Origin of the sequence: Nonlabens sp. MB-3u-79, from assembly GCF_002831625.1 — a bacterium.
In the GTDB taxonomy this organism is placed as follows: Bacteria; Bacteroidota; Bacteroidia; order Flavobacteriales; family Flavobacteriaceae; genus Nonlabens.
Genome location: NZ_CP025116.1, coordinates 1,099,615 through 1,123,414 on the forward strand (window position 1 = coordinate 1,099,615; position 23,800 = coordinate 1,123,414).

The 23,800-nt window shown below is 37.6% G+C and carries 17 protein-coding genes and 3 tRNA genes; 7 read left to right on the forward strand and 13 right to left on the reverse strand.

Features of this window, described 5'->3' with window-relative positions; genetic code table 11:
* The first annotated feature begins 75 nt into the window (after nucleotides 1-75).
* Entirely contained in the window at nucleotides 76-861 is a 786-nt protein-coding gene (gene murI / locus CW736_RS04960; RefSeq protein WP_101012854.1) for a glutamate racemase, read from the forward strand.
* Nucleotides 862-1,073: 212 nt separating this feature from the next.
* Here murI and CW736_RS04965 read toward each other — a convergent pair whose 3' ends face one another.
* From CW736_RS04965 to CW736_RS04975, 3 genes are all read right to left on the reverse strand, one after another.
* Nucleotides 1,074-1,808, reverse strand: a complete 735-nt coding sequence (locus CW736_RS04965) for a LytR/AlgR family response regulator transcription factor (protein ID WP_101012855.1) — start codon at nucleotides 1,806-1,808, stop codon at nucleotides 1,074-1,076.
* Between the two features lie 4 nt (nucleotides 1,809-1,812).
* Nucleotides 1,813-2,427, reverse strand: a complete 615-nt coding sequence (locus CW736_RS04970) for a hypothetical protein (RefSeq protein WP_101012856.1) — start codon at nucleotides 2,425-2,427, stop codon at nucleotides 1,813-1,815.
* 68 nt (nucleotides 2,428-2,495) lie between these two features.
* Entirely contained in the window at nucleotides 2,496-4,808 is a 2,313-nt protein-coding gene (locus CW736_RS04975) for a histidine kinase (RefSeq protein ID WP_101012857.1), read from the reverse strand.
* A gap of 200 nt (nucleotides 4,809-5,008) precedes the next feature.
* Between CW736_RS04975 and CW736_RS04980 the strand changes: the two genes are divergently transcribed.
* From CW736_RS04980 to CW736_RS05005, 5 genes are all read left to right on the forward strand, one after another.
* A complete protein-coding gene (locus CW736_RS04980) occupies nucleotides 5,009-6,040 on the forward strand; it encodes an SIMPL domain-containing protein (RefSeq protein ID WP_101012858.1) in 1,032 nt (343 codons plus the stop codon).
* A gap of 606 nt (nucleotides 6,041-6,646) precedes the next feature.
* Nucleotides 6,647-7,840, forward strand: coding sequence for a hypothetical protein (locus CW736_RS04990; protein WP_232735424.1), 1,194 nt, complete (start codon nucleotides 6,647-6,649; stop codon nucleotides 7,838-7,840).
* Nucleotides 7,841-7,936: 96 nt separating this feature from the next.
* A complete protein-coding gene (gene mutS / locus CW736_RS04995; protein ID WP_101012861.1) occupies nucleotides 7,937-10,555 on the forward strand; it encodes a DNA mismatch repair protein MutS in 2,619 nt (872 codons plus the stop codon).
* An 80-nt stretch (nucleotides 10,556-10,635) separates the two neighbouring features.
* Nucleotides 10,636-10,707, forward strand: a tRNA-Gly gene (locus CW736_RS05000).
* A gap of 59 nt (nucleotides 10,708-10,766) precedes the next feature.
* Nucleotides 10,767-10,852 (forward strand) — tRNA-Leu (locus CW736_RS05005).
* Nucleotides 10,853-11,003: 151 nt separating this feature from the next.
* On the opposite strand, the gene CW736_RS05010 is transcribed toward CW736_RS05005, so the two are convergent.
* Genes CW736_RS05010 through ricT form a run of 5 tightly spaced genes read right to left on the reverse strand, consistent with a single transcriptional unit; the run spans nucleotide 11,004 to nucleotide 17,630 of the window.
* A complete protein-coding gene (locus tag CW736_RS05010) occupies nucleotides 11,004-12,701 on the reverse strand; it encodes an ABC transporter ATP-binding protein (RefSeq protein WP_101012862.1) in 1,698 nt (565 codons plus the stop codon).
* On the reverse strand, nucleotides 12,679-13,389 hold the full coding sequence (locus CW736_RS05015) for a 3'-5' exonuclease (RefSeq protein WP_101012863.1): 711 nt from the start codon (nucleotides 13,387-13,389) through the stop codon (nucleotides 12,679-12,681). The genes CW736_RS05010 and CW736_RS05015 overlap by 23 nt, the downstream gene beginning before the upstream one ends.
* Nucleotides 13,389-15,749: a penicillin-binding protein 1A gene (locus CW736_RS05020; RefSeq protein WP_101012864.1), complete on the reverse strand. Its 2,361-nt coding sequence runs from the start codon at nucleotides 15,747-15,749 to the stop codon at nucleotides 13,389-13,391. Before CW736_RS05020 ends, CW736_RS05015 begins: the two co-directional genes overlap by 1 nt.
* Nucleotides 15,736-16,233: a gliding motility lipoprotein GldH gene (locus CW736_RS05025; RefSeq protein WP_232735425.1), complete on the reverse strand. Its 498-nt coding sequence runs from the start codon at nucleotides 16,231-16,233 to the stop codon at nucleotides 15,736-15,738. The genes CW736_RS05020 and CW736_RS05025 overlap by 14 nt, the downstream gene beginning before the upstream one ends.
* Entirely contained in the window at nucleotides 16,233-17,630 is a 1,398-nt protein-coding gene (gene ricT, locus CW736_RS05030; protein ID WP_101012866.1) for a regulatory iron-sulfur-containing complex subunit RicT, read from the reverse strand. Before ricT ends, CW736_RS05025 begins: the two co-directional genes overlap by 1 nt.
* Nucleotides 17,631-17,941: 311 nt before the next feature.
* Here ricT and CW736_RS05035 point away from each other — a divergent pair, with 311 nt between their 5' ends.
* On the forward strand, nucleotides 17,942-18,697 hold the full coding sequence (locus tag CW736_RS05035) for a universal stress protein (protein ID WP_101012867.1): 756 nt from the start codon (nucleotides 17,942-17,944) through the stop codon (nucleotides 18,695-18,697).
* Nucleotides 18,698-18,962: 265 nt separating this feature from the next.
* Here CW736_RS05035 and CW736_RS05040 read toward each other — a convergent pair whose 3' ends face one another.
* From CW736_RS05040 to rseP, 5 genes are all read right to left on the reverse strand, one after another.
* On the reverse strand, nucleotides 18,963-19,466 hold the full coding sequence (locus CW736_RS05040; protein ID WP_101012868.1) for a YceI family protein: 504 nt from the start codon (nucleotides 19,464-19,466) through the stop codon (nucleotides 18,963-18,965).
* 513 nt (nucleotides 19,467-19,979) lie between these two features.
* Nucleotides 19,980-20,681: a hypothetical protein gene (locus tag CW736_RS05045; RefSeq protein WP_101012869.1), complete on the reverse strand. Its 702-nt coding sequence runs from the start codon at nucleotides 20,679-20,681 to the stop codon at nucleotides 19,980-19,982.
* Nucleotides 20,682-20,853: 172 nt separating this feature from the next.
* Complete coding sequence (locus CW736_RS05050) at nucleotides 20,854-21,729, reverse strand: hypothetical protein (RefSeq protein ID WP_157810884.1); 876 nt, start codon at nucleotides 21,727-21,729, stop codon at nucleotides 20,854-20,856.
* 508 nt (nucleotides 21,730-22,237) lie between these two features.
* A tRNA-Asn gene (locus CW736_RS05055) sits at nucleotides 22,238-22,311 on the reverse strand.
* Nucleotides 22,312-22,419: 108 nt separating this feature from the next.
* Entirely contained in the window at nucleotides 22,420-23,721 is a 1,302-nt protein-coding gene (gene rseP / locus CW736_RS05060) for an RIP metalloprotease RseP (RefSeq protein ID WP_198519344.1), read from the reverse strand.
* Nucleotides 23,722-23,800 lie beyond the last annotated feature (79 nt).

Genomic DNA, 23,800 nt, shown 5'->3' on the forward strand with positions numbered 1-23,800 from the left:
TTTTTAAAAAACCTACTGGTATTTTTTGAGGGTCAAAGATACTTTGCTCTAGTAAAACCACTACTTTTATGCCTTATGAACAGCAATCCAATAGGTTTTTTTGACTCTGGTGTGGGAGGAACAAGTGTATGGAAGGAAGTAATTGAATTATTGCCTCACGAAAACACCATCTACCTAGCCGACTCAAAATATGCGCCTTATGGTCGTAAATCTAAGGAGGAGATTATCAAGCTCTGTATTAAAAACACCGAGTTTTTATTAAGCCTAAACTGCAAACTTATCGCAGTTCCCTGCAATACAGCCACTACTAATGCTATTTCTTATTTGCGCGCTCATTACGACGTACCTTTTATAGGGATTGAGCCGGCTATAAAAACTGCAGCGCTTAAAAGCGACACTAAAAAAATAGGTATTCTGGCTACTAAAGGAACCCTGTCGAGCAAACTTTTTAATGATACCCAAAGAGAATTTACGCAACATGTCAATACTATTGAAATAGTAGGAACTGGAATCGTAGAGTTAATAGAAGCAGGTAAAAAAGACAGTGAAGAGATGCGAGATCTTTTGGTAAGTATTACGGAGCCGTTCATGATCTCTGGGATCGACTATTTGGTTTTAGGCTGCAGCCATTATCCTTATGTAAAAGAAATGCTTCAAGAACTTCTTCCTATACGAGTGCGCATCATTGATTCTGGAGCCGCAGTGGCAAGACAGACGGTAAATATTTTAAAGTCAGAAAGCTTATTGAATCCAAGTGATAAAGCTGGAAAGCACTTGCTATATTCTAATCTACAAACAGAAACTCTAGATTATTTAACTAGAGAAATAGCAAATAGAGAGGTGTCGTTATTGGATTTTTAAACCTATTTCTAAAAGGTTTATAGAAGTCAACATGCCAAGCATTTGTATTGAAAGCTATGATTTCATAAAGGATCAAAAGCTCTTTTCCTTTTTTACTAGCATCCCACGAGTGTAGTTTGCAAAAGGAGAGGAATCCTAGGGCGCGCAAATTGGAACTTGCAGAAATTTAGCCGAAAAGATGAAGCTGTTTGATCCAAAGAAAGCATTTTTTTCTAACTAAAATACCGGAACAAACCCAGCTTTTTACTCGGACTTACAGGAAGTTCTACTGTTCCTAGTATCACACTACCACCTTTGCCTTTTTTATAAGCGGTAACATGAGAAACATTGATGAGGTGGGATTTATGAATACGAGCAAAACCTTTATCAGACAGCATGTCGTCAAAGTGTTTTAAGGTTTTAGAAACCAGTTTTTTGTCATTTTCCAGATAGATATGCGTGTAATTGTCGTCTGCACTGCAATAGATGATGTCTTTTATAGGCAGTACTTCAAAACCTTCTTGGGTAGGAATAGTGATTTTATCAGTGAGCTGTGAACTGTTTTGTTCTTTGATGCTGAGGTCCACATTTACTTCGTTTTCACGTTCTTTGATGGCCCTAACTATTTCTGTTGCTTTGATCAGTTCATCGATATCAAGAGGCTTGGTCAGGTAATAAGCCGCTTGCTGATTCAGCGCATCTTTTGCATATTGATCGTAGGCCGTTACAAAAACAGTTTCAAAAGTGCGGTTGGGTAATTTATCTAGTAAATCAAAGGCAGTTCCATAAGGCATTTCTACATCTAGAAACACCAAATCTACCTCTGTTTTTTGAAGCAATTCAAAAGCCTCTTCTACATTAGTTGCTTCGTGAAGTACTTCCACTTGCATACAGTATTTTGATATATAGTTCTTTAAGATCTCTCTCGAGATCTGCTCGTCTTCTACTATGATGGCGGTTAGTTTCATGGCTTTATTCTTTTTTCCAAATGTTGAACTCGCTCCTAACGATATCTAATATTTCACACATAAATTGCAACTCATCTACTTCTGGGTATTTTTCTAAATAGTAATCTGGATTAGCATAACTAAAAGAATTAGTCTTGTTGTAAGCCCTAATTTCAATGTAGAAAGATTCTCCATCTACTGCATAGAAATGTGAGCTTGAAGTATAATATTCTTTATAAGACTTTCCTCTTTTATCAATTCCTTCATCAATCTCGATATCATTCCTTTTCTCTAATTTCCAGCCTATTTTACTCATGGTTGGTAAATCAAGAGCATAACTTCTTAGAAAATTTTGGAACACAAAATCAGAATCGCTTTTTGGTTTTATTTCCTTTTTAATAATTTGAGGTTCCACAGCATTAAAATGTTCAAAAAATTCAGAATTCCATTTTTTGGAATTATCCTGAAACATTCTGAGCATAGAAGAATAATTCGTGATTCCACCGCCTTGATAAATACGAATTTCAGTATCATAAGAAAGGGAATCAGGTAATTTTAAACCTGAATTGATTTCAGAAATATTTTGTGCCTTCAATCCAATAGAGAATAATAGAAGTATTAAAAAGTATACAATTTTCATAATCAAAGCTTGTAAGTAATCTGATGAAATTCAATTTTCCTCATTCCTCATTCCTCATTCCTCATTCCTCATCCCCTAATCCTCACAACAACCTCAGTTCCTACATCTGGAATTAATCCAGCATTTTTTACTTCCATATCGATCTTACAATCATGCAACTCGTTTAATAGCGCCACACGGTTTTTGATATTGCCCAACCCTTTAGAATCTCGTTTCTTTTGATGCTCTGTTTTTATGGCCTTGGATTTTTCTCGACCGATTCCATTATCGGTTATGGTGACTGTAATTCCTTGTTCCGCTTTCGCGAAAGCAACATTTAAAAAACCTTTTTCTTTTTTATAACGCAATCCATGCCAAACCGCATTTTCTATGATAGGTTGCAGCAACATAGGCGGCACTTGTATTTTAGTATCTTTTAAAGAAGGGTCGACATCTAAAGTAAAGTCAAATTTATCTTTAAAACGTTCGTGCTCCAGCTTTAAATACAAGCCCAAAAGATCTATTTCCTTTTCTAGCGGTATAAAGTCCAGCTCGCTATTTTCTAAAACGCTACGCATCAATTTAGAAAAATCTGCCAGGTATTTGTTGGCCGCACGTTCGTCATTTTGTGCGATATAGTTATTTACAGAATTGAGCGCATTAAAAATAAAATGCGGATTCATCTGACTGCGCAATGATTTTAAAGCGAGTAAATGGTTGTTGATTTTTTGCTGCTTGTTGTTGCGGTACATAAAATACGCCAGCGTGAGCAACAAAAGACTCAAGGCAACAAGCGAATAAATGATCCAGCGTTGTCGCTGGTTCATTTCCTGTGTAAGCTTGCGCTCGGTATTGATCAAGGCAATTTTATTCTCGGTAAGCTCGCGATCTTTTTCTAAAGTAAGGATCCTGGTCTGTTTAGAAACCAGTTCTTTGGTTTTTCTAGAGCTTTCTTCTAATTCATTTTCTTTCTCTAGGTACAAGGCATCAACCGTGTTGATATACAATTCATTATAAGCCAGTGCTGTTTTAGTATTTCCCGCTTTTTTATTGAGTTCATACAGACTTTTTGCAGCGTCCTTTTTTACTTCTAAGTCGTTATTTTCTGTTGCTTCGTCCAGACTGGATTCATAATAGGTGATCGCCTCTTTAATCTTGTTTTGGGACTTTAAAGCTTCGGCAATGTTGAGTTGTTCTTTTTGTTTGGACAAGCGATTTATTCCATTTGAGGTGGAAGGCTCATAAGAATTTCCTGTAACTCTTTCTTCTATCTCATCCTCAGCTATCGCCACCTCGTTTAAAAAACCCTCTTTATTGGCAATTTTTTGTGGAGCTTTAGCTTCGTCGCTTTTAATATCATCCAGGATTTCAATATTATTCTTACGCAAGGCAATTTCCTTGTCAAACTGAGAGTTGCTTCGGTAAAAGTCGGCTGTTTGTGATTGGGCAACAACATTAGCCGTACGGCCTTCTTTTTTAGATTCTTGAATAGCTCTATTGTAATAGGCCTCTGCTTTATCCACCTGACCTATTTCATTTAATAGCGCAGCGATTTTTGAATTGATGGAAGTCACTTGTATGTTTAAACTGGCGTTTTGAGCAAGTTGCAGCGCCTGTTTATAGATTTGCAATGCCTTGTCGCTATCGTTTGTTTTAGCGTAAGCAGCAGCGAGACCCGTCAGTCTTTTTATTTCTAAAGTATTAGAACCTCCCGTGCTTTGCTTCTTTTTTGATCTACTAGTATTGGAAACATCTGCAGCTAAATAAGCGGCAATGGCTTCTTGGTAATTACCATTGAGACGCAGCATGTCTGCTTTTTTTATGACAAGAGAAAGGCTGCTGTTGAGCTCCTCTGCCTGTGTATAATTAGCAATAGCTAGATCGTATTGTTTATTAAAGCTATAAAGGTCGCCTAGTTTTTCATAAGCCGCACTTTCTTGGGTTTTGGTAAGTGATTTAGGGTTGTTAGATAAAGCAGCAATAAGGAAATCGGCTGATTTTTGTGCGTCTTTTTTCAGAAAGATTTGTGCGCTATCCATGGCCACTTGATAAGGAATAGGGCTGCGCTTTTTTTGATCTTGCTCATCACTTTGCACGCGTATTTCTATATCGTCATTACTTCTGATACGGTAATAAACGGTCTCAAAATTAAGACCTCTGATAACAATTTCTTCGCCCATATTTGCTGGTAAACTAAATTTACCGAGAGCATCTGTAGTTGCATAACGGCCCATTTTCCCTTCTATATTCACTCCAGAAATAGGCGCTCCGCTTTCACTCAATACACGTCCCTGCAGTACCATATTGGTCTCTGCAGTTCGCGGCGTTGCGAACTCCTTGTTTTGTGCCACTGCTATTTGAAAAGTAAAAAGCAGGAATAATAAAGTGATTGTGTGTTTCATCAGGCTGTAAACTTAGTCATAAAAAAATATATGATTCCTTTCAAAACCCTTCTTTAGGTCGGTATAGACGGTGTTTTGCACGCTTTCGCGAAAGCGGACTCATCAAGAACAACTCTACACTCATTCAAAGGCTATTTTCACTCATTGGGCCTATGTAAAGGTTTTTTATACCAATAGATTTGATTCAAAATCAACAGAAAATGAAAACGATCATCACCTCTATTCTCTTGTTTGCCGTACTTGTTACGAATGCACAACACATGGGGAATTTTAACAACATGGCAGAAGACATGAGTATTTCTAGAGCAAATATTGTAACGAGTATGGTCAATGGCGCTGCTTATGGAAATCCGTATGCTCCACAATATGTAGCTCCTCAACCTAGTAATATGCTCCATATCAATTTGAGATCGCTATACAATGTAGAAGCTACCGATTATACGGCTGTATTTAATATCGTTCAAGTAGGTAAAACTGCCGAAGAAACCACCCAATTGATGAACGATAAAATCGATCTGATTAAAGAAGAGTTGCGTGCCCAAGGTTTTCAGGGACAGTTTGCCCTGGACATGATTTCTTTTGTTCCTCAATACGAGATTGAAGTCACTAAAAAGCTGTTTTCCAAAACCTATACAGAAGTGCCTGTAGGATTTGAATTGCAACAAAACTTATTGATCAGTTATAGAAAAGACAGCGAATTTCAAAAGATCCTTACCGCCTGTGGAAAAGCGGAAGTGTACAATCTGGTAAAAGTAGATTACTATGTAAAAAACCTAGAAGAGGTCTATGAAGATCTTCAAAATAAGCTACTCGCTGAGGTGGCTAAAAAGAAATTATACTACAAAGAATTAGGATTTGATATGAGCGATTACAACGTCATGATGGCCGATAAGAAATATTACCACACGCCTAAAGATTTTTATAAAAGTTACCTGGCTGCCGAAAATGTAAGTATGGAGGCCCTTAAAAATCAAAAAAGTGTGACTACCGTAAGAAAACCTACTTCTTATTATTACGACCCTATTCCGTATAACGGGTATGACGTAGTTGTAAATGCATCGATTACGAAGCCGGTTATCCAATTAGGGATGGATTTGAGTTTGCAATACACCCTCAAACCAGTGGAGAAAAAACCAGAGCCAAAACCAGAGCCTGTAAAAATACCCAATCCTAAAGTCTATGTAGTAAGTCCGAGTGGACCTATTGATATTAAAGAAATACCTAATAATTAATGGAAGCAAAAATAAAATCAAAATCAAAATCAAAACCAAAACCAAAACCAAAACAAAAGACAAAATCAAAAGCTTTTTCTAGTCCTGAAGGGTAGGTTTTAAAAGGGAGGTAAAACTGAAGATCTATTGTTTCCGCACCCTTTAGGGATGGGGAACGGAAACAAAAAATCAAATCAAAAATCAAAACCATTCCCTAGCCCTGAAGGGTAGGTTTTTAAAAGGGAGGTACAACTGAAGATATTTTGTTTCCGCATTCTTTAGGGATGGAAATCAAAAATCAAAAACAAAAGACAAAATCAAAAGCTTTTTCTAGTCCTGAAGGGTTGGTTTTAAAAGGGAGGTAAAACTGAAGATATTTTGTTTCTGCACCCTTTAGGGTTGGGGAACGGAAATAAAAAATCAAAATCAAAATCAAAACCATTCCCTGGCCCTGAAGGGTAGGTTTTTTAAAAGGGAGGTAAAACTGAAGATATTTTGTTTCCGCACCCTTTAGGGATGGGGAACGGACACAAAAAATCAAAATCAAAACCAAAATCAAAATCAAAAACCCTTTCCCTAGCCCTAAAGGGTAGGTTTTTAAAAGGAAACAAAAACTAAAATTTAAACATGATGAAAAATTTAAAAACAATTGCTTTTACATTAAGTGTTACCGCATTAATGGCCTGCAAAGGGACTACGGCTGATAACGGATTAGAAATCGCAACAAACAGGATAGAAGCCCCACAAACTGCTGCCAACATCGCAACAGTAGTAGAAGAGCCGGTAACCATTCAAATAGCCTTACTTCTAGACACCAGTAATAGTATGGATGGGTTGATTGATCAGGCCAAAACCCAGCTTTGGGACGTGGTCAACAAAATGTCTGGGGCGCATTGCAATGAGCAACAAGCTTTATTAGAAATCGCACTTTATGAGTACGGTAACAGCAGATTAAATTCAGAAGAAGGTTTTGTGCGTCAAGTACTCTCCTTCTCCACCGACCTAGACCTGATCAGCAAAGAACTATTTAGCTTAAGGACCAATGGAGGAGAAGAGTATTGCGGTACTGTAATTGGTGCCTCTTTAAAACAATTGGAGTGGAAAAAAGGAAAAAACGATCTTAAAATGATTTTTATAGCTGGAAATGAAGGCTTTAATCAAGGGGCTGTACCTTTTTCTTCGAGTATTGCTCAAGCTATAGAAAAAGACGTGGTGGTCAACACCATTTTTTGTGGAGACTGGAATACGGGGGCACAATTGAAGTGGAAAGAAGGCGCGACTTTAGGAAAAGGACAATACATGAACCTGGATCACAACCAGAAATCTGCCTACGTCGCTACTCCTTATGACGATCAGATTTTGAATTACAACCATCTGCTTAATGATACTTATATAGCTTTTGGCCGTCAGGGGTATGAAAATAAAGCCGTTCAAATGCTTATGGACGAAGCGGTTCAAGAAGTATCTGCACAGGCAAATGTGAAGCGTACCTTAGCCAAGTCCTCTGCAAATTATCGCAATTCCAGCTGGGATCTTGTTGATGCTTTAGATGATGAAGACATGAAGGGAAAAGTGCTTACTGAAGATAATATAAAGACCTTACCAGACAGTATTCGCACTAAAAGTAAGAAGGATATTACCGCTTTCGCGAAAGCGAAAAAACAAGAGCGCATCTCCATACAAAACAAGATCAAAGAACTCAATCAAAAAAGAGATCAATATATCGCGACACAAGCACTCACCGAGACTAACGGATTAGAGTCGGCTATGTTTAAGGCGATCAAGAAGCAATCGGTCTCAAAAAACTACAAATGGGAATAGTGATAAGTAGCTGTTCACTGTTGAAAAATGTTGAGTGGTTTTAGATTGATCACAGTGGCTAAATCGTATTTTTGATATTCATATAAAAGTATAAATTTGGCCACTAATTCAAAGAAGGTAACTCCTTTAATGCAGCAATACAATAAGATCAAGACCAAGTATCCTGATGCCTTGTTGTTGTTTAGAGTGGGCGATTTTTATGAAACCTTCGGAGAAGACGCGATTAAAACAGCACGTATTCTCAATATTGTATTGACCAGCCGTAACAATGGCGGTGATCATGTAGAACTAGCTGGATTTCCATATCATTCCTTAAACAATTACTTGCCTAAGCTGGTAAAAGCAGGGGAACGCGTTGCCATTTGTGATCAGTTAGAAGATCCTAAACAGACTAAAAACATTGTAAAACGCGGGGTAACCGAGTTGATTACGCCAGGAGTTTCTCTCAACGATGAGGTGCTGAGTTCTAAAACAAATAATTTTCTTGCCGCACTTTCTGTCAACAGGAATTTATATGGTGTGGCGTTTTTAGATATTTCTACAGGGGAGTTTTTAGTTTCTCAAGGCTCTAAAGAAGAAGTAGATAAGTTATTGCAAAATTTTAATCCTAGCGAGCTTTTAGTAACTCGAAGCGATAAAAAAACACTGGCAAAAGAATTCCCGTATGATTTACCTTTCTTCCATTTAGACGATTGGGTATTTCAAATTGACTTTGCTACAGAGTCACTTCTCAAGCATTTTAAAGTCAATTCTTTAAAAGGTTTTGGAGTAGAAAAGTTGGATCAGGCGCTTATTTCGGCGGGTTCGATTTTGTATTATCTAGAAGAAACCCAACACGATAAACTGGATCACGTCTCGCATATCTCCCGTATTGAAGATGATAATTTTGTGTGGATGGACCGTTTTACGGTGCGCAACCTGGAATTATACACCCCGTTAAGTCAAGGTGCGGTAACCTTAATTGACGTGATAGATCAGACCACTACTGCAATGGGTGGACGCATGCTCAAACGCTGGATGGCCTTCCCATTAAAAGATGCAGCACAAATCAAAAAGCGGCATGATGTCGTGGAGTTTTTTACCAACTCACAAGAACAACAAGAAGAAATCAGATCCTACCTAAAACGCATGAGCGACTTGGAGCGATTGATTTCAAAAGTTGCAGTAGGTAAAATTTGCCCTAGAGAAGTCGTACAGCTTAAAAACAGTCTGGAAGCTATTATTCCCGTAAAAGAAAAAGCACTGGCTTCAGATAATAAAGCTTTGAATATTATAGGAGAAAGCTTGAATCCTTGTAGTCATTTAATAGCCCTGTTCAAACAAGCTATTGATGAGCAGGCGCCGGTAAATATTTTAAAAGGAAACACTATTGCTCCTGGATACCATTCAGAATTAGATGAGCTAAGAGGCTTAGCGACTTCAGGAAAGGATTACCTGGATAAGATGCTTGCCAGACACGCAAAAGAAACTGGTATTAGCAGTTTGAAGATTTCTAGTAACAATGTATTCGGATATTATATAGAAGTGCGCAACACGCATAAAGATAAAGTTCCAGCAGAATGGACGAGAAAGCAAACTTTAGTCAATGCAGAGCGTTACATCACAGAAGAACTCAAAGAATACGAAGGCAAAATATTAGGTGCTGAGGACCGCATCAACGCTTTACAACAAGAACTTTTTGATACTATAGTTCGGGAGATTATGCCCTCTATTAAAACCATTCAGAACAATTCCCAGTTAATAGGGCAGTTGGACTGTTTGATTTCTTTTGCATCTCATGCCGTGAAGTCTAATTACATCAGGCCAGAACTATTAGACAACGACGAGTTGATCATCAAAAACGGTCGTCATCCAGTCATAGAAAAAATGCTCCCAGCAGACTTGCCTTACATTCCTAACGATCTACAGCTGGATAGAGACAGCCAGCAAATCATCATGATTACTGGCCCTAACATGAGTGGTAAAAGTGCCATTTTAAGGCAAACGGCGTTGATTGTTCTTTTAGCGCAAATAGGAAGCTTTGTTCCTGCCGAAGAGGTCAAGATGGGAGTTGTAGATAAAATATTTACCAGAGTAGGAGCCAGCGATAACATTTCTCAAGGGGAATCTACCTTTATGACAGAGATGAATGAAAGTGCGAGTATCTTAAATAATATCAGTGAGAAAAGTTTGGTACTGCTCGATGAAATAGGTCGTGGGACAAGTACTTATGATGGTATTTCTATCGCATGGGCCATTACCGAATACTTACACGAGCACCCTTCTAGTCCAAAAACGTTGTTTGCCACTCATTATCATGAGCTCAACGATATGACCTCACAATTTGACCGTATTAAAAACTTTAATGTAGAAGTCAAAGAATTAAAAGATAAAGTGCTCTTCATGCGCAAATTAGTTCCTGGGGGTAGTCATCACAGTTTTGGAATTCATGTGGCAAAAATGGCAGGAATGCCACAGCAAGTCATTTCAAAAGCAAATAAAATACTTAAAAGACTGGAAAAGAGTCATAAACAAGAAGATTCTATAGAGGCTATGAAAGCTATTCAGGAAGAAGAAATGCAATTGAGCTTCTTCAACCTAGATGATCCCTTGTTAGAAAATATCAAACAAGAAATTTTACAGGTAGACATAAACACCTTAACACCAGTAGAGGCTTTGATGAAATTGAATGAGATCAAACGCATGCTGGTAAAAAAAGAGAAAGCAAGCTCATAATTTTTCATTTTTTCCTTTGCAGTATAAGGAAAGTTGTTAAATTTGCAACCGCTTTGAAAAGTTTTATACTTTTTAACTTTGCGAAAGTAGCTCAGGGGTAGAGCATCACCTTGCCAAGGTGGGGGTCGCGGGTTCAAATCCCGTCTTTCGCTCTAAAATTTGTTCTTAAAATAAGTTTTTATAATACCAATGATGTGTCGCTGACACAATCGCTCGAGTGGTGGAATTGGTAGACACGTTGGACTTAAAATCCAATGGGTAGTAATGCCCGTACGGGTTCAAGTCCCGTCTCGAGTACTAAAGGCTCCTCTTAATTGAGGGGCCTTTTTTATTTACACCCAAAATTTTTATAAGCTGTTTTGCGGCACTTGACGTGTAACTCTTATCTCGAGCAATTGTGATACGAGTTTATAGGTTGCGCATTTGCAATGCTCGGTAAAAAACAAAATCACCCAGGAATAGCAGCAATCAACTTCTTGGTATAAGCACTCTGCGGATTTTCATACAAGGCATCGGCTTCGTTTTTTTCTTCTATTTTTCCTTGGTTCATGACGATGACCTGATCGCAAAAGTATTTGACTACCGCCAGATCGTGAGAGATGAATAAATAAGAGAATCCAAAATCTTCTTTGAATTCGTTGAGCAGATTCAACACTTGGGCCTGTACCGAAATGTCCAGCGCACTGACGCTTTCATCACAAACGATCAGCTTGGGTTCTAAAGCCACAGTTCTTGCGATTCCTATACGTTGTCGCTGCCCACCACTAAATTCATGCGGATACCTGTTGTAGTGCTCTTCGGTAAGTCCTACGCGTTTTAATAAATGCAGCACTTTTTCCTTTCTATCAGCGTTGTCGGCACCTATTCCATGCCATTTCATAGGTTCTATAATCGCTTGTCCTACGGTAAGCCGTGGATTCAACGAAGCAAATGGGTCTTGAAAGATGATCTGGATTTCCTTTCTCAATTGGCGCATGGCCGCAGCTTTTAAATGGGTAATATCTTGACCTCGATACATAATAGTACCGCTGCTGACGTCCTTCAAACGCAGAATCAGATTTCCTAAGGTGCTTTTTCCACAACCACTTTCTCCTACCAGACCTAGGCTTTCGCCTGGGTAGATATTAAAACTTACTCCATCCACAGCTCTAAAATACTCTTGTTTAGAGAACAGCTTTTTTTGTAATGGAAAATCTTTGACGACATCGATCACTTGTAATAAAGGGGTCTTGTTGTAGATGTTCTTATGCAATTCTTCTCGTTGCTCTTTAGTCACTAACTCGTCAGACACGCTCTGTTCTACAAAATCTTTGATGGTCGGTAAGTTGCGTAGCCGCGTTTTGGTGCTCGGTCGGGAGGCAATCAGCGCTCTTGTATAGGCTTCTTTTGGGTGTTCAAAAATGTCATTTGCCGCTCCTTGTTCTACAATTCGGCCTTGATACATCACTATGATCCTGTCGGCTATGGAGTGCACCAGGGAAAGATCGTGAGAGATAAAAAGAATGCTCATGCCGTATTCCTTTTGAAGCGCTTTAAGCAGTAGTATAATTTCTTTTTGAACCGTTACGTCAAGTGCGGTTGTAGGTTCGTCTGCAATGAGTAATATAGGTTTACAGGCTATTGCCATAGCAATCATCACACGTTGCATCTGTCCACCACTGATCTCATGAGGAAATTTTGAAAAGGTAATTTTGGGTGTAGGAAGTTTTACTTTTTCAAAAAGCTGCAGGACTTCTTTTTGAGCAGCAGCTGCACTCATTTTTTGATGTTGTAGCAGTACTTCCACGACTTGATTTCCACAAGAGATGGTAGGATTCAGGGAACTCATAGGTTCTTGGAAGATCATGCTGATCTCGCTTCCGCGAAAGCGGGACCATTCTCCATCTTCTAGTTCTAATAAATCTTTTCCTTGCAAGGAGAGTTCTTGAGCCGTTATTTGTGCGGTTGTTGAAGGCAAAAGTCCCATAAGAGCTTTGCTGGTAACCGACTTGCCGCTTCCAGATTCTCCTACTACAGCGAGAATCTCATTTTTATAAATATCAAATCCGATGTCGTGCAAGACTTGAACGCGTTGTTTTCCATTAGAAAAACTTACGTTGAGGGCTCTTATAGAGGCTATGGTTTTATTTGGAGATGATTTGCTCATCTGTGAGTATCGATTCTTTGCGTAATTTAAGTATAATTTGTGCTACAGCCACCACGTCTTTTTCACAGTAGGTAGCAATGCGTTGGAGGTCGTGATCTTGGTAATACACATCTCTAACTTGTGAGCCGTCGATGTCATCTTTAGGCGATGGTATTCCTAATATACGGGTCAATAACTTAAGGCTGGTATAATGTTTATAGTCTCCAAACTTCCACAGTTCCAAGGTATCTAAATGCGGGACCTCCCAAGGTTTCTTTCCAAACAGATTCAGCTTTGAAGGGATCTCTATTCCTAGAATTACCATGCGTCTAGCGATATAAGGAAAGTCAAATTCCTTACCATTATGAGCACACATCAAATGATTTCTTCCTGAAAAGTGTTCATTGAGTAATGCCGCAAACTCTTCTATCAACTCTTTTTCTTCTCCCACAAAGCTGCGGGTTCTAAACTGCTGTCCATCGCGATTCACAAAATAACCAACAGAGATGCACACGATCTTACCAAACTCTGCCCAGATACCAGCACGATCATAAAATTCTGCTGGGGTGAACTCTTCCTTGCGCTGGTATTTTGTCTTATCAGCATACAATTGCTGGTCGATTTCTTCCAACTGGTCAAAACGCTCCTGCAGCGGTACGGTTTCTATATCAAGAAACAAGATGTTTGCTAAGGAGAGTTTCGAAATCATTACAGCATGTCTAATTCGTTACTACTACTATTAGGTTGATTAGTTCCTTTTAGAGGATCGTTACCTTGACTTTTTTCATATTCATCGCAGTCTATTTCAATCGAGAGATTTTCTGGCTTTTTAAAAGGCTCTTTAGAAATCTCTAGGGTTTCGTCTGCATACATACGTTTCATATAACTTCCCCAAATAGGAAGGGCCATAGTAGCTCCTTGACCGTATTTAGTGCTTCCAAAATGTACAGATCTATCATCAGCGCCAACCCAAACACCGGTGACTAAATTAGGAACCATTCCCATAAACCATCCATCAGAATTGTTTTGTGTGGTTCCTGTTTTACCAGCTATATCATTCTTAAAATCATATGGGTAATCGGTAATGACTTCTTTATAAAAGTCGGTATTTGCAGCCCAAGAGCTGTTTCCTCTTAGTTTTGCTCCACTACCTATTTTGGTAACACCTTCCATAAGATTTACGGTTACGTAGGCGGTTTCTGGATTCAATACATCCTTGCTTTCTGGCACGTATTGATAGAGTACCGTACCGTTTTTATCTTCAATACTGGTTACCAAAACAGGTTTGTTGTAAATCCCACCGTTTGCAAACACCCCATAGGCAGCCACCATTTCATACAGACTTACATCTGCTGTTCCTAATGCAAGTGAAGGAACTGCCACCATGTTATCAGTGTTTATTCCTAGTTGGCCTGCGCGATCTACCACTGGTTGAGGTCCTACTTCGTCCATTAAACGTGCTGAAATGGTGTTTTTAGATTTTGCCAAGGCCTCTTGTAAGGTCATGACATTACCATAATCACCATTAGAATCTACAGGTGTCCAGTCGTTCATGTTGCCGTGTTTACCTGCAGGAATGGTATACTCTCCATCAGGATATTTTTTACAGGGGCTGTATTTCAATAAATCTATCGCAGCAGAATATAAGAAAGGTTTAAAGGTAGATCCCGCTTGACGTTTACCTAATTCTACATGATCGTACTTAAAATACTTGTGATTGATACCACCTACCCATGCTTTTACATGTCCGGTTTGTGGTTCTAAAGACATCAATCCAGTGTGTAAAAACTGCTTGTAATAACGTATGGAGTCCATAGGGGTCATGATCGTATCTCGTTCTCTAAACTTTGATTTCCAATCAAAAATAGTCATGTCGGTCTTCTCACTAAAGCTCTTGATAATAGCAGCTTCGGCGATTCCTTTTTTCTTCATTTCCTTCCATCGTACCGATCTTTTCATGGCAGAGTTGAGGTTGCTTTCAATTTGTGTTACCGTTAGATCTGTATACGGAGCTGTTTTATTGCGCTTTTGCTGGTGATCAAACTCTGCTTGCAGACGTTCCATATGCGCATAAACAGCTTCTTCGGCCATTTTTTGCATTCTATAGTCTATGGTAACGTTAACTTTAAGTCCATCATTGTAGAGGTTAAAGGGCTCTCCAGTTTCTGGATTGATATGATCTTTAGTCCAAACGGTTAGCCAGGACCTTAGGTTTTCGCGGAAATAAGTCCCCATACCTTCATTATGACTAGCGGAGTTGTAGTTTAATTTTATAGGAATTTCTCTAAGGCTGTCTTTTACCGCCGCTGTCATTTTGTTGTTACGCACCATTTGTACAAATACTTGGTTGCGTCTGTTAAATGATTTTTCTTTAGAAATTTCACGATGCGGATTGTATTGTCTAGGGTTTTTAAGCATAGCAACAAATACAGCACTTTCAGAAACATTTAGTTGACTAGGCTCTTTGTCAAAATAAATATTAGAGGCACTTCTTATTCCTATAGCTTGATATAAAAAATCAAACTCGTTTAAGTATTGAGTGATGATTTCTTCTTTAGTGTATTGTTTTTCTAATCTTGAAGTAATGATCCATTCCCGTATTTTTTGAATCAATCGCTCTAATTTATTGCTACTGGCTTGTTCTGTAAAATAGAGTTTTGCCAGTTGTTGGGTAATGGTACTCGCACCACCTTTAGTTCCTAAAAAGGCAGCTGCTCTTGCGGTTCCAAAACCATCAATACCACTGTGATCCCAAAAACGCTCATCTTCTGTAGATACTAAAGCGTCTACAAGGTTTTTAGGTAAATCATCAAATTTTATGGGTTTTCTATTTTCATTATAGAAACTTCCTAGTGTTTTCCCATCTGCAGTTAGGATTTCTGTTGCCAGTTCTGTCTGCGGATTTTCTAATACGGTGTGGTCTGGTAAATCACCAAAGACTTCCCATGCGGCTAATAAAAACAGAAGAATTACAAATCCTATGCCTACCGCATACATCTTCCAGAAGAGTGAAATATTCTTCTTATTTCCTTCTTTTTCTTGAGCTATTTGTGCTTTAGTTGCTGCCATTTTGCACTTGTTTTTCTATACTATATCCTACTTCGAGTATGCCTTTGAGTTGTGCATCTCCATTTACTTCCCCTGTTTTTCTCATCGCGTGTTTTAAAGCTAGCTGATAAGTTCCGCTTTCGCGAAAGCGGATGCCTTCTTTTAACCACAGCTTATTTTCATATACATCGTTAGAGCCTGACCCTAAAAAGCTGCCGTCAGTCTTTGTCATGCGGTACTCTAATGTATCTGTAACGACTTTTCCTTGCGGAAATTTCATTTGTGAGATCAACCAGAGGTTATTGTATTCATAATCGTGCGTATTGCGCAGGTTAATAAAGAGATTATAGCTTGCTAGGCTGTCTTGAGGGGGGATTTGAAATGTGGCTACGTCTTCAATCGACCAGCCAGTTTGCGGCAAGTCATGGTACTCTGCATTTACTAACTGCTCATCACAGGAGGTGATCAAGGTCATAACTGCCAGAAAAAATAGGTATCTGTTCACTAATCTTCCTTTTTAGGTGGATTGTTGCCATCGTTTTTGCGATTGCGACTTTTATTCTGGTTGGGTCTGGACTTTTTAGGCCTAGAACTCTTGTTCACATCGGTATTTGGATTGGGCTGATCTGTTTTGTTTTCAGAAGCGCCGGGTTTATTTGCACTTCTGTTTTTATGTTGAGGTCTTGGCTTACGCTTTTGAGTTCCTTCTTTAGTTGCAGGAGGATTTGCGGTAGCTGTAGACGTATTAGAGTCTGCTTTGTTAGGATTGTTACTGCTTTTAGTGCGGCGCTTTTTTGTGTGTTTGTTGCGTGATTTAGGTTGGTCAAAACGAGTTAAACTATCCTGTCCTACCACATTTTCAAAGTTCATTTCTTCTTCAACGATGAGCTCGCTAGCATATTCTTCTATGCTGCCAACGGTTTCTTTGGCTTTGTTTTTAGCAACGATTTCATGAACCTGCTCGGTAGTAAGTGCATGCCAGTTCATCCACTCGCCATCGTAACAAAACCACATCAGTCCTTTGAAAATATCTACTTTTTGACAGATAGCGGTTCCTTTTTCTGTATAAAGCTTTTGATTTTGTTTTGGGAAATTACTCAAAGCATCCATATAAGAATCCAGCTCAAAATTGAGACAGCATTTGAGTTTACCACATTGTCCAGCAAGCTTCTGCGGATTGAGCGATAAGTTTTGATAACGTGCTGCTCCAGTGGTAACCGACCTAAAGTCTGTCAACCAAGTGCTGCAACACAATTCACGACCACAAGAACCTATACCTCCTAGACGCGCTGCTTCTTGACGCAAGCCTATCTGACGCATTTCGATTCTAGTTTTGAATTCAGTGGCATATTCTCTGATGAGATCACGGAAATCTACACGTTCATCTGCAGTGTAATAAAAGGTGGCTTTAGACCCATCTCCTTGAAATTCAATATCAGAGATTTTCATTTTGAGTTGAAGACGTATGGCGATCTGACGAGCACGTATTTTCATAGGATCTTCTTTCTCTCGAGCAGCTACCCATTTTTCTACGTCTTTTTCGCTGGCAATGCGGTACACTTGCGGTATCTCGTCATCTATTTTAACGCGTTTGCGTTTCATTTGTACACGCACTAATTCTCCAGTAATGGTGACGCCACCTATATCGTGGCCACTCTCTGTTTGTGTAGCGACAATATCTCCTATTTTGAGTTGTAGGTCATCCTTATTGAGAAAGAATTCTTTACGGCCGTTTTTAAAGCGCACTTCAACGTAAGGAAACTGTTTTTGACCATTGGGCAACTCCATGTTTGCTAACCAGTCAAAAACGGTTAATTTATTACATCCACTTGTTCCACAGGTGCCATTATTTTTACATCCGCCAGGGGCGCTATCACTCGTTCCACAACTATTACAGCTCATTCTTTTATTCTCTATATATTGAAATTGAAACGATTAACTCGTCCAATTGAAGTCATTCCTTGAACCGTAAATATAACAATTAAAAATGTGGGAATATGGTACCTAGCATGCTTGTGAAAAAGATAATAGGAATGGATATATTTTATATATGGTGGCACATCTGATTTAAAATGATTTGAAAACCGATAGAATAATTTGTTTAAGTACTAATTAATCAATAAAATACACCTTCAAAAAGGTCTTTTAGATTAGTTTTACAAGCTCAAAAGAATAGTTAAACCATTTAGTTAATTAGATTTAAAACTTCTTAAATGAAAAACATTTTAGTCCCTATTGGGACAAGAGAAAAAGGTATTAATAATTTAACCTACGCAGTTAATTTTGCTTCGATCACTCAGGCTAGAGTTTATGTGACCTGTATCAATTCTGACGGCACTGCTGAGCAAGTTTTGAGAGATGTTCTTGAAGCTGTCCCAGTGGTAAAAAGTGTGCAAGTAGTTTCAAAAGTTCTTTCTGGTGATATTTTTGAAGGAATACAAGAATTGTCTAGAACGTTAAAAATTGATTTAATAATTCTATCTCCAAAGAGTATTGATATAAGTGACAAGCTTTATTTAGGAAAAGTAACAGGTAAAATTGTGAAGCAAAACGATATCCCGTTACTGATTGTGCCGGCTAATTTCTTGTTTAGAAAACTAGACAAGGTTCTTATGGCGTTTAAAAACGCTAATTATAAGAATGACGATAACTTCTTGATGTTAGAAGATTTTTTAAACATATTTAACTCGCAACTGCATTTACTTCATGTCAACACCCCAGATGCTCCCGAGGAGGCAAAAGTAATATCTAAAGGCTTGATGGGCCGCAGCTCTTCTTTAACGGAGTCTGATAATGCGACGGTTTTTCAAGGTATTCTAGAGCATTATCAGCATATTAATCCAGATATGATTTGTCTACTGCGCAGAAGAAAGCAAAATATTTTTGAGAAAATATGGCAACGTAATGAAATTTTCAAAGAAGAATTTCACACTACAAAGCCATTATTAATATTGAAGGAAAGAGAGTAATCTTTTTAAGTGTGTCTTAGGTACCCAGTTGTTGCTTATGGCTTCCTTACACTTTGTTTTGGTGTGAATCTATTTCAGGACTACACAAAAATATAAATAGAAAAGCCTTTATAGCAATGTGAGGGCTTTTTTAATTTTCAGAGTGTCACTTTCCTGATAAAGTAGAACGTTTTAATCTCTGGTTAAGAAGATTCCATAGACTTTTTGATTTATGCTGATTGTCCATGGTATTATAAAGGGTATCTTATGTGTAAACACTTTAAAGTCATTCAATCTTAAGTTTCATAGCTATAGTCGCTTTGTTTTTCTTTCTCTCCTTTTGAATATTGATATTCCAATCACTCGTATAAATGTTGCCTGTAATATTTATGAAATTGTCCTTTTTTACCGCCATAAAAGTAACCGGTTTTGAAATTCCTTTGATGGTAAGATTGCCTTCTACCTTGTAAGTCCTGTCTTTGTTTTCTTTAATACTGTTGCTCTCAAAATAAATTCGAGGATAGTCACTTCTGTTAAAGTACTTTTCCCACATTAGGTGTCCATCTCGTAAAAAGTTACCCGTTTCTATACTACCGACACTTACGGAGCCTTTAATGATGGATTCTTCAATCTGGGTGAGATCGATTTCAGATTGGGACTGAATATCGCCTATGGTTCCAGCAACACCTTCGCTGTCGAAAGTAAATGTTATTTTAGAATCTGTAGTGTTAATCTTGTTGTTCAATAAAAGTGATGCGCAAACAAGGAGTAGTGCTATTGTTGTTTTCATAGGAGTAGTACGGTTGTTAATGAAATTTTAAAAAAGTCCTCTAAAGAATCACCTGTTCAAAGATTTATTGAGAGGGTTTTGGTCCTCACCTTCGGTAACCTCTTATAGCATCTGTCGTTTTAATCCTTCTTTTACTTTCATTGAATTGCAAGTAAATGAAACCTTTAGAAATTCTTTTATGGTTCAAAACCTTTTTTGTTTGCCTATCTAGGTCAATAGTTTGTGATTAAGGTAAAACCAAAAAATCCCAATCATGGCTGATTGGGATTTTGCTCCTCTTTTCTGATATAAAATCGGAACAGCCATTGGGCTTCTGGCCCATAGACTACGTGGTATAAAAAAACCTAATCATTAACCAAACTACAAAAGGCTATGTAGCACTCAAGTTTAAACCTTAGTTTAACCTACTTGCGGGGTTTTGAAATAGCTGAATGGAAGGAAGACGATATTCCTATGGTATGAAAAAAGCCCCCAGAAGGAGGCTTTTAGTTGTCTTAAGTTGGTGAAATTAATTTACCATTTACCAACCACAGTTCTTGTTTTAGTTTTTACCATTTCGGCATTACCATCAAACTCCTCAATAAATTTATTCCAAGCAGTATTTTTAGCTGACGAAATACGGTCCCTAAATTTCCCCATACTAAATGCGTCTTTAAAAGAATTTACTTCAGATAATACATAATGCGTTTCTCCATTTGTACTTCTTCCAAGATTAAATTGTCCAAATGTCACTCTTCTGTCTTCAGGGTTAGCCTTAGTGTTGTAGTTTTCCCAAGCCGCTGCAAACTTTTGTCCATTTTTTACTTTTAGAATATAAAGATTTTGAACTGGGTAATTTCCAGGTTCTCCAAAAGAAATTAGGCTTCTTCCTGCTGCTGACGAGTGAGTTGTAGTGTATCTATTCAATTTAGAGAGGAACAAGTCCCAACTTAAATCATCTTCTTGAGAATATTGATTACCCATAGCATCTAATGTTCCTGTAAAAGCTATAGTATGCGAAGCATTATTTGAAATATCCTTAAAATGATTTTCAAATAAGAAAACTGTTACTCCCTCTGCTTTGGAATTTGGCGAACTGAAATAATCATTAGTAAGTTTAGCAACGATTTCTTCATCTTCTACGTCTACATTAAAACTGTAACTTGTCCAATAGTTTTCTTGAGCAAATAAATTTAATGTTGTAAGCAGTAAAAGGGATAAAATAATTTTTTTCATTTTAATTGTTTTATGTTTATTTAACAAATGTAAAGTATCTAGACGTCAAAAGTCATACACATAAAAATTAATTAGGATATTCTTTAGCCCTCAGTTTAACCAGCATAAGAGGGCTTGAAACAAATAAGTTAGACCAAGAAGATATGCCTACGGTTTAGAATACTTATATATGTTATAAAGATTCAAGCCATATATTACCAAAATATTCATTAGGCAACCATATTGTTAGATAATCTGTTTCACCTAATTCTTTTAAAGAGCGAATAATTTTTTTTTCAGGGACCCCAAGCAAGCTGCTTCCTCTATTAATATCTAATAATGAATTAGTGTTAGATAACCTTTGGGGTAAAATACTTTCAAAAAAAGCGATAGATAAAATTTTTGAGTTTTTTATTGAATGCTTTGTATTCTTCTCAATTATCAGAGTCCAATTAGCTCCCAAATTTCTATTGACAGAATAAATACCTTGAATCATATCATTCCTATAATATTTGTCATCTTCTCCGATGAAAAATATCCCTGGAACTTTATGTGTTTTAATTGGTGCTATCCCAGTTTGGTAGTACCCACCTTTATTTACGACAAAAGAAAGAACTTTTTCCGGCTTCCAACAAGCAAACTCATAATTATATTGCCCCCCTGCAGACATACCAAAAAACAGTAATGGTAAATCGTTAATATATTTTTTTGAAACAGTTGTACTATAACTTTTAATGGCTGTCAAAAGAACCTCCCCACTTCCTTTAGAAACTTCTCTATATTTAGGTTTGCCTTTTGATACTTCATAATCTTTAAAATGACAAGCAGCTATTAAGAAGTTATGTTTAGTTGCAAAACTCTGCCAAACTGAATCTAGAACAGCTTTTCTACCATCCCAATTAAACCCAGGAACAATAACTAAGACACCTTTATAATCATTATTTGAACTTGGTTTCCAAAATCGAAACTCAGCCAATTCAAAGTTTTGTCCATCGGAATAACTATAATCAAATGTCTGTCCAAAAGAAAAAAGAGGAATAAATAATAATAGTAGAAGTAGTTTTTTCATAACATATTTTAAACCAAATATAGTCAATTTTAGGGTTGTTATTCTGCGCATAATCACCTCCGCTAATCTCTAACAACTGAACTTATAGGAAAAATGAGGTTAAGTGTTTTTACTTGTGCCACCTCATTATAATCCATTGCATTTGTAAGGTTGTGTAGGAAATATTTTAAAAAAATAACAACCGAATGTTGCTGTTTTAAATTTAAGATTTAAATAATTTTTGGCAGGTTTAAATGGAGTAATAGCAATAACCTCTTTTTTAGTTTTACTTCGATTGTTTTACCGACCTTTAACTCTTTCAGATAATTCTTGAAATGTTGTATGAAGTATATCTGAATATATTAAGCTTTTATCAGGAATCAAGAGTTCTCTAAAAAATCATTGTAATTCTACTGCACTACTTATATTTTAAGCCTTCTTGGGCTTATTGCATCAAGTGTAGCGCCTGCTTCTGGCCCATAGACTTAATACCATAAAAAAATCCCAACCATTGCTGATTGGGATTTTGCTCCTCTTCTTGGACTCGAACCAAGGACCCTCTGATTAACAGTCAGATGCTCTAACCAACTGAGCTAAAGAGGACTGTGATATACACAAACTCAAGCTATTTACTTAAGCGATGGCAAATTTACTACGTTTTTTATTTGTGGCAAACTTTTATATAAGAAATATCATTATTTCTTATATAATTTAACCGAACAACGCCTTAAACAAGTCATTTCCATTGGCATACAGCATCAAGGCTAATAAAATAACGATCCCTATGATCTGTGCTTTCTCTAAAAATTTATCTCCTGGCTTGCGGCCAGTAATCATTTCATAAAGTAAAAAAGTCACATGACCACCGTCTAGTGCAGGAATAGGTAATATATTCATGATAGCTAAAACAAAGGAAATCCAAGCAGTACGCTCCCAAAATTTAGTCCAGTCCCAGGTATCAGGATACAGCTTTGCAATGGTTCCAAAACCACCTAACTGACTGGCGCCTTTTTTAGTAAACACATACTTGAACTGTACCACATAATCGTGCATGGTCCAGTACCCATGAGAAACACCAACGCTAACACTCTCAGCAAAATTATAGTCTATATCAGTGGTGGTTAGAAAGTCAGCTGTGGGTTTTATTCTAAACCCTAGGATCCTTTCTTTATTATTTTTAAAATCAATCGTTTTACTCTCTACCACTCCATTTTTATCTTGATATTTAATCTCGAATGGAAGACTATCTGTTATTTTATGGTTGATGGCATAGGTGTAATCTGAATTGTAGGCAATAGGGTAGCCTGCCATTTCAATAATGGTCATCCCTGATTGTAAGCCTATAGAATCGGCTTTAGTTCCTTTTGTTATCTCGCCCACTTCAAAAGGGAATCTAGGTTCTAACGGCCCCATAATATCTGCCTGAAAAACAATATTTCCTATATCTTCTGGGATATTGATGTTTACTGGGTCCCCATTTCTCAACACCGTAACGGTTTCTACATCTCTAAAAACCATTCTATGGATGAGGTTCTGAGCAATGTTTAGGGTGTCACCATTAACTAATAAAACCTGATCCCCCTGTTCAAAACCTATTTCTTCAAGAACTGGAGGTATTCCAAAACCGTATTTATAATCTGCTCCAGTGGCTGTATTAGAACCATTTGCATAAAACAACATGATGTAAATAAAGAATCCCACTACCACATTAACAAAAACACCACCTAACATGATGATGAGTCGCTGCCATGCCGGCTTGGATCTAAATTCCCATTCTTTAGGTTCTTGAGCCATTTGCTCTTTGTCCATGCTCTCATCGATCATTCCAGAGATCTTTACATAACCACCTAGAGGCAACCAGCCTATACCGTATACGGTATCACCTATTTTCTTTTTAAATAGAGAATATTTGATGTCAAAGAATAAATAGAATTTTTCTACTCGTATTTTAAAAAGTCGAGCAGGAATAAAATGCCCCAACTCATGTAAAACAATAAGCAGGGAAAGACTCATTAAGAAATTTATAATCAGAACAACCGTAGGATGCATATATTTTTAATTTAAGAGCCGCAAAAATAGGTCATTCAGCACA

Coding starts and splice junctions, on each gene's coding strand:
- murI (WP_101012854.1), top strand. CDS start 76: ATGAACAGCAATCCAATAGGTTTTTTTGACTCTGGTGTGGGAGGAACA.
- CW736_RS04965 (WP_101012855.1), bottom strand. CDS start 1,808: ATGAAACTAACCGCCATCATAGTAGAAGACGAGCAGATCTCGAGAGAG.
- CW736_RS04970 (WP_101012856.1), bottom strand. CDS start 2,427: ATGAAAATTGTATACTTTTTAATACTTCTATTATTCTCTATTGGATTG.
- CW736_RS04975 (WP_101012857.1), bottom strand. CDS start 4,808: ATGAAACACACAATCACTTTATTATTCCTGCTTTTTACTTTTCAAATA.
- CW736_RS04980 (WP_101012858.1), top strand. CDS start 5,009: ATGAAAACGATCATCACCTCTATTCTCTTGTTTGCCGTACTTGTTACG.
- CW736_RS04990 (WP_232735424.1), top strand. CDS start 6,647: ATGATGAAAAATTTAAAAACAATTGCTTTTACATTAAGTGTTACCGCA.
- CW736_RS05010 (WP_101012862.1), bottom strand. CDS start 12,701: ATGAGCAAATCATCTCCAAATAAAACCATAGCCTCTATAAGAGCCCTC.
- CW736_RS05015 (WP_101012863.1), bottom strand. CDS start 13,389: ATGATTTCGAAACTCTCCTTAGCAAACATCTTGTTTCTTGATATAGAA.
- CW736_RS05020 (WP_101012864.1), bottom strand. CDS start 15,749: ATGGCAGCAACTAAAGCACAAATAGCTCAAGAAAAAGAAGGAAATAAG.
- ricT (WP_101012866.1), bottom strand. CDS start 17,630: ATGAGCTGTAATAGTTGTGGAACGAGTGATAGCGCCCCTGGCGGATGT.
- CW736_RS05035 (WP_101012867.1), top strand. CDS start 17,942: ATGAAAAACATTTTAGTCCCTATTGGGACAAGAGAAAAAGGTATTAAT.
- CW736_RS05040 (WP_101012868.1), bottom strand. CDS start 19,466: ATGAAAACAACAATAGCACTACTCCTTGTTTGCGCATCACTTTTATTG.
- CW736_RS05045 (WP_101012869.1), bottom strand. CDS start 20,681: ATGAAAAAAATTATTTTATCCCTTTTACTGCTTACAACATTAAATTTA.
- CW736_RS05050 (WP_157810884.1), bottom strand. CDS start 21,729: ATGAAAAAACTACTTCTACTATTATTATTTATTCCTCTTTTTTCTTTT.
- rseP (WP_198519344.1), bottom strand. CDS start 23,721: ATGAGTCTTTCCCTGCTTATTGTTTTACATGAGTTGGGGCATTTTATT.